The sequence below is a fragment of the Priestia sp. KCTC 13724 genome (genome assembly GCF_056820425.1).
Map to the genome: position 1 here is coordinate 1 of NZ_JBXDLD010000135.1, position 6,702 is coordinate 6,702.

At 38.9% G+C, this 6,702-nt stretch carries 8 protein-coding genes; 2 read left to right on the top strand and 6 right to left on the bottom strand.

Annotation, left to right across the window (positions count from 1 at the left end):
- Window positions 1-192: 192 nt before the first annotated feature.
- From AC1UFB_RS16470 to AC1UFB_RS16490, 5 genes are all read right to left on the bottom strand, one after another.
- Window positions 193-1,515 (bottom strand): GntP family permease, encoded by a 1,323-nt coding sequence (locus tag AC1UFB_RS16470; RefSeq protein ID WP_025909509.1) that lies wholly within the window; start codon window positions 1,513-1,515, stop codon window positions 193-195.
- 159 nt (window positions 1,516-1,674) lie between these two features.
- Window positions 1,675-2,871, bottom strand: coding sequence for an MDR family MFS transporter (locus AC1UFB_RS16475; protein WP_240046420.1), 1,197 nt, complete (start codon window positions 2,869-2,871; stop codon window positions 1,675-1,677).
- A 94-nt stretch (window positions 2,872-2,965) separates the two neighbouring features.
- Window positions 2,966-3,211 carry a hypothetical protein gene (locus AC1UFB_RS16480; protein WP_482589508.1) on the bottom strand — a complete coding sequence of 82 codons (246 nt, stop codon included), beginning with the start codon at window positions 3,209-3,211 and terminating at the stop codon, window positions 2,966-2,968.
- Between the two features lie 118 nt (window positions 3,212-3,329).
- Window positions 3,330-3,485 carry a hypothetical protein gene (locus AC1UFB_RS16485; protein ID WP_025909512.1) on the bottom strand — a complete coding sequence of 52 codons (156 nt, stop codon included), beginning with the start codon at window positions 3,483-3,485 and terminating at the stop codon, window positions 3,330-3,332.
- Window positions 3,486-3,498: 13 nt separating this feature from the next.
- A complete protein-coding gene (locus AC1UFB_RS16490; RefSeq protein WP_025909513.1) occupies window positions 3,499-3,762 on the bottom strand; it encodes a YtzC family protein in 264 nt (87 codons plus the stop codon).
- A gap of 194 nt (window positions 3,763-3,956) precedes the next feature.
- Between AC1UFB_RS16490 and mnmL the strand changes: the two genes are divergently transcribed.
- The gene (gene mnmL, locus AC1UFB_RS16495) at window positions 3,957-4,919 is read left to right on the top strand and encodes a tRNA modification radical SAM protein MnmL/YtqA (RefSeq protein WP_025909514.1); all 963 of its coding nucleotides are present in this window, start codon (window positions 3,957-3,959) and stop codon (window positions 4,917-4,919) included.
- The gene (mnmM, locus tag AC1UFB_RS16500; RefSeq protein ID WP_061784923.1) at window positions 4,916-5,488 is read left to right on the top strand and encodes a tRNA 5-(aminomethyl)-2-thiouridylate-methyltransferase MnmM; all 573 of its coding nucleotides are present in this window, start codon (window positions 4,916-4,918) and stop codon (window positions 5,486-5,488) included. Before mnmL ends, mnmM begins: the two co-directional genes overlap by 4 nt.
- Window positions 5,489-5,510: 22 nt before the next feature.
- Here mnmM and AC1UFB_RS16505 read toward each other — a convergent pair whose 3' ends face one another.
- On the bottom strand, window positions 5,511-6,569 hold the full coding sequence (locus tag AC1UFB_RS16505; RefSeq protein WP_100346697.1) for a tetraprenyl-beta-curcumene synthase family protein: 1,059 nt from the start codon (window positions 6,567-6,569) through the stop codon (window positions 5,511-5,513).
- Window positions 6,570-6,702 lie beyond the last annotated feature (133 nt).

A 6,702-nucleotide genomic window follows, 5' to 3' on the forward strand; every position in this document is an offset into this window, starting at 1 on the left:
CATTCTAAACCAGGTTTGCGTATTTGTCTTTTTTATTTTATAAGATGGAAATATTTTGAACTGAATTTACTCATTATCAGTTATTTATAAACAAATCTCTTAAAAACATACATAATGCCCATTTTTTTAAGAAATATTCAAACATTCAGCACACAAACGGCTAAAATGTCCATGTGCTGAACATCTTACTCTTTAAATACCCACTCCAAACGTAAAGAGGGCAATAGCTATCGCTAACCCTACGAGCGGAACAACGACAGTCATAGCTGCCACGGAGCCATAGGCATCTTTATGTGTTTCACCACAAATAGAGTTAATTGTAGTTACAACATATCCATTATGGGGAAGCGAGTCCAACACGCCAGATGAAATGGCCACAACTCGATGAAGTGCTTCAGGATTAACACCTGCGTCCATATAATGTGGTGCTAAGAGAGGTAAAGCAATCGCTTGGCCACCGGATGCCGATCCGGTCATCCCTGCGATAACGCTTACTGCAATGGCGCCTCCAATTAACGGACTGCCCGGAATACTGGTCATCGCTTCAACAGCGACATTAAAAGCTGGAGCTGCCTTTGCTACTCCGCCAAATCCAACAACAGCTGCCGTATTTCCAATTGCAATTAAAGCACCAAGTGTTCCTTCAGATAGTGCTCCCCAGAAGTCTTTAAAGTAACGACGGTTTAATACATACGTAGCAATGATTCCACTTAATAGCGCAATGATAAGAGCTGATTGCATCAATGAATTATGGAATACAAATGAACAAATAAGAACGACAACTAAAGGAATTAAACTAAGCAATGGATGAGGTAACTCTCTTCCTTTCTCCATTTTTGGGTCCGTCTCTCTCTCAACAAAGTGCTCACCATTTTGCACTGCTTTTGTAATAATTTTCTTCAACCACCAATAGCCAAACACTGCCATTAATACCGCCACAATTAAACTTACTTCCCACCCTGCATAAGGCGATGTATTCAAATAATCAATTGGAATCCAGTTTTGAATTTCAGGTGAACCAGCTGAAGTCATTGTAAACGTAACAGAGCCAAAAGCAAGAGCAGCTGGAATAAAGCGTCGTGGTAGGTTAGCTTGCTTAAACAAACTTACCGCCATGGGATACACAGAAAAAGCTACGACAAACAAGCTGACTCCACCATAAGTTAATACAGCACAGGCTAAAACAATGGCTAATACAGCTCTTTTCATACCGAGCTTTTCAACAATCCATTTTGAAACGCTATCAGCAGCACCGCTATCTTCCATCACTTTTCCAAAGATTGCTCCAAGTAAGAACATTAAATACCAAGACGTCACAAAGCCCGTAAATCCTGACATATAGTTACCAACAAAGTTCACTTCACCTTCTTTAACAAGCTGCGGAAACAAAGGCATTCCACTTGTTAAAGCTACTACTAAAGCACTTAAAGGTCCTGCTATTAATAAGTTCATTCCTCTCATAGTAAGCACAATAAGCAAGACTAAACCACCGATTAACCCAATCATACTAAGCACGTTTTCTTCCCCCTTATCTTAGAAAGCGTTTACAATTAAGTGAAAAATAACCTCCTCCCTTTTGACTTCTACTATCTTATTAGACAAACCATTGAGACATACCAGGTTTTATGGAACAAAAAAGCGACGCCGTCTGGCATCGCTTTTCAGCTTTTTAATTTATTTTGAAACCGTTACTTGATAACGCTTTGTAGATTGTTCTTTTGTTCTCAAATCATAAAACCATGTTGTGAAAAATGTTAAGAATAGAAAAGCAATTAAGCTATACACGAGCACAGAAACATCAAAATGATCCACCATCATCCCACCGAAAACAGGACCAATCATTCTGCCACCCGTAGCCGTACTATTTACAATGCCTTGATAGAACCCTTCTCTACCTTTTGGCGCTAATTCGTTTGCTACTGCTGGAACTGCAGGCCAAACAAACATTTCTCCAATCGTTAAGACAATCATCGCAATTAAAAAGTCTACAAATGTAGTTGCCTGCAAAACAATAATAAAAGATGCAATAAAGATTGCCGTACCAATCATAATTTGCACTTTTAACGTCTTCGCAAACTTTTGTACGACTGGTACAATAAACGGCTGTGCTGCAACGATTAAAATGCCATTAATTGTCCAAAGCATACTGTACTGAGATAATGGGATATTAAGCTCTAATGTATGCGTAGCAATTGTTGTTTGCCACTGTACATACGCCATCCAGCACAGCAAATAGCCCACACATAAAGTTAATAAAGCAATCAGCTTATAGTGATTTTTAATCCCCTTAGCTTCTTGCAATACACTCGTTTGGGCTGAACCCGTAACTGAAATGTTCTTGTACGTGAAAAATGCAATCAATAAAAAAACCACGTACAGTAACGTGTTTGCTAAGAAGATATAGGTAAATGAATAAGAAGCTACAATTCCTCCAAGAGCTGCACCAATTGCTACCCCTGCATTTTGAGCTACGTAAATGGCATTAAAGGACTTACGTCCACCTTTTGGCCAAACCGTTCCAGCCATTGCGTACATAGATGGAAATACAATTCCCGAGCCAAAACCAACGATGACAAGTAACACAACGTATGTAGGCCAATCGTGAAAAAACACTAACCCAACCAATGCTATCAAGGTGATAACAATACCTGATAAAATGGATTTATACCCTCCTATTTTATCAAACAAGGTACCTCCAATAAGATTACCAATTACGCTAGCACCAGCATTTAACATTAAAACAAAGCCTGCTACGGATAATGATTTACCGAGATGATCATGTATATAAATTGTATTTAAAGGCCATAAAAACGAAGCGCCCGTAACGTTTACTAACATTCCAATGATTAAAAACCATAATGACTTTGGCATATCTATTTCTCCTTTCAACTGTTGAGAACTTTTAAAGCCAACGTACATTCTAGTCCTTTCTACTTTATTTCGCAATGAGTTAGCATATAGAAAGTTAATTAAAAATGTTTTCAATTAACTTTCTATTAAAAAAGAGAGTTTGGGACATAACAAAATGATTGCTTCTAAGAGGCGAACAATAGCTGTTCCAATCTTTTTGGTTTGTCTGAACACGTTCGTTCCATTGCGCTACGGCCACTCGCTTTCCGCGGGGAGGAACCTGAGCTTCCTCGCTGCGCTGCGGGATCTCAGTTTTCCCTCTCTTTCCCGCAGGAGTCGAGTGTCCTACGCTCCATTCCACCCTGTTTCCAACATTGTTTTCACAATCAACCAAAAAACCTGAACGATTAAAAGTGAGAAATTCTCAATCGTTCAGGTTTATCATTGGCTGAATTACTTATGTCCCAGCCTCTTTTACCTTATTTTGTTTTTGATTTATCGGGCTGTGCACGCTTGCTGTTACGAGCCTTTAACTCTTTTACTGGATCGAAATCTTTACCTACTTCAATATCGTTATTATTGATTCCATCTTTTGTCTTTTGCTCTGGATTATTCTGATTTGAACGAGTAGCCATCGCTATTTCCCCCTTAATGTTCAGTTAGGATCATTTGATTTTGCGTTTGCTGAATTTGAAGGCGCATGCGATAAAGCTGTTCACGCTGTTGATCATTTGCGCTATGAGCAAGCTCTTCAAGTTCTTTATATGCATTTTCAAGGCCAAGCTGTGCTTTTGTATATTCTGTATCATTATAATGTTCTTGTTTCATGCCTTCAGATAATTGACTTTGCGCATATCGAAGCGCATCTTCACATTGCTGAAGAAGCTTATCTACTGATTGACGTGTTGCCATGATTATCTCCCTCCACACTCTTTAGTTTCAGATGTATTTTGCTCATCTTTGGACAAATTTACGACATATCTCTAGAAAAAATCATTTGTAAAATATAGAATTTCACATTGCCTTTGGAACTTTTCTTTTTTTCTGATACAATTTGATGTTGTATTTAAGACACGTACTGTACATAGATAAAGGAGGGTATTGACTTGAGTCAAGAAAACCCATTTCCATATAAAGCGGAGGATAAACGTTATCACACATGGAACTACCATTTAAGACAACACTTTGGTCATAAAGTATTTAAAGTGGCGTTAGACGGCGGATTTGACTGTCCTAATCGAGACGGAACCGTTGCATACGGTGGATGTACCTTTTGTAGCGCTGCGGGATCTGGAGATTTTGCTGGAAATCGCACTGAAAGCTTGACTACACAATTTAACAAGATAAAAGAAAAGATGCACCATAAGTGGAAAGACGGAAAATATATTGCTTACTTCCAAGCATTCACAAATACACATGCACCAGTCGAAGAATTACGCCAAAAATATGAAGAAGTTTTAGCATTACCAGGCGTTGTCGGATTATCCATTGCTACCCGCCCAGATTGCTTACCAGATGACGTAGTTGAGTATTTAGCAGAACTCAACGAACGTACGTATTTATGGGTAGAGCTAGGGCTACAAACGATTCATGAGAGTACTTCTGCGTTAATTAATCGTGCACACGACCATGCATGTTACTTAGAGGGTGTTGCAAAGCTTCGAAAGCATGGGATTCGCGTTTGTGCTCATATTATTAATGGCCTTCCTCTTGAAACTCAAGATATGATGATGGAAACTGCAAGGGAAGTAGCAGAAATGGATGTACAAGGCATTAAGATTCACTTACTTCATTTATTAAAAGGCACTCCAATGGTCAAGCAGTATGAGAAAGGCCTACTCAAATTTTTATCATTTGATGATTACATCAGCCTTGTGTGCAACCAGCTTGAAATTTTACCACCAGAGATGATTGTTCATCGCATTACAGGAGATGGCCCAATTGACTTGATGATTGGACCGATGTGGAGCGTGGATAAATGGAATGTATTAAACACAATTGACCAAGAACTCAAACGTCGAGGTAGCTACCAAGGAAAATTCTTTGCAAAGGGTGTTTCAGCATTATGAAAATTGAACGCATTCTTCCTTTTGCTCGCACGCTGTTAACAAGTGCTGTTAACGAAGGTGATACGGTCATTGATGCGACCGTTGGAAACGGTCACGACACGTCATTCTTAGCAAAATTAGTGGGCGCAAGTGGACATGTATACGGATTTGATATCCAAGATGAAGCAATTCAAAATACGTCTGAACGATTGGCTAAACAAGGGATTGAACAACAAGTTACTCTTATAAAAGATAGCCATAGTCGTTTAAAAAACCATATTCCAACTCATTTACATGGTAACCTAACAGGTGCAATCTTCAATCTTGGATACTTACCGGGTGGAAATAAAAAAATTGTTACTCTCTCAACGTCCACCATTCAAGCGATTGAGCAGCTGATTGAACTATTAGCACCCGAGGGGATTATCGTACTTGTTATTTATCACGGACATGAACAAGGACAGATAGAACGTGATGATGTGCTTCATTATGTATCGAATCTTGACCAACAAATCGTTCATGTTTTACGCTACCAGTTTATAAACCAACAAAATAATCCGCCATTTATTGTGGCCATTGAAAAAAGATAAGCTTTTGCCATTTGGCAAAAGCTTATCTTTTTAACATTCGATATAATCGCCCGTTGACATAGAAGAAATAACTCAAAGACCCACCTGCTTTTATAAGTTTTTTAGCGCTTCGAGCTACTTCCTTTTGGCTCCGAACTTTTTGATCTGATAAATAAACACCAAGTAAACCTTGGTAAATAAAACGGTGAAAATGAGCATCTGGTAAATGTTGAGCATGCTCGCCAGACTTTGTGACAAAATGTAGAAATCGATTCATCATATCTTGATGATGAGGATAATAGAAGCAGAAGTTTAGATCTCCTCCTTCAACGTCTTCCTCTTGATCGATTAAATAATCTAACAAGATATGCAACCCTTGAATATAAGGAAAGTAACCATTGCGTACTTGCTCTGCATGTTGCACTGTAAAGTCTTTTGTAAAGCTATACGCAGCTAAACAAAAGATACCGAGCGTCGAACCCGAACATGCTGAAAATTCATACCATGACATCGATGGCAATGACTCCTTATGCTCTGAAAACCACTTCTCAAGCCTAGGTACACGTTCTTCTATCTTTACATGTTTATGTATCTGTAAGTCACAATAATAATTAGCCAATTCAATCAAGTACGGCACTACAATAGCGTACTTAGGTGCTTTTTCCAGCGTCTGTTGACATGTCAGAACCAGCTCATTAAGATATCCACCGTCATCTTTATCATCTCTATAGCGGTAATAGTCTTTTAATGGTGCACCAGGTGTTAACGCGTCTGGCATAGATTCATGGAGCGCTGCAAAATCTTTTGGATCGAGCGAATTGCTGCGATCACACAAGTTGTCTAAATAGTCACTAATGGTCTGATACGCAACGATAAAGCGAATACAGGTTTTCATTTGTTCTTTTGCCAAAATGGCCAGTATACCTCCTCCTTCACAGTGAAAGGTTTTGGTATCAATGCTATCTAAAGCTTGCGTTCGCAGTTCCATATTTGGTATTTTTTCTGCTTTCAAACGCCACTGTTTCAGCTCTTCATGTACAGTTGGCATGATGCCTCGATAAATTTTCCCCATTAAAGAAAAGGGATGAGACGGTATCTTCACAGGTTCCCCACCTCCGTTGTTTCAAGCTTCGTCAAATATGAAGGTTCACAAAGCTATTTGCATCACGAGTGTTGATTATCCAAAATTAGACAGACTTATCCCTTGGAATGTGACGTAGTTTTTCAAAAAAGTG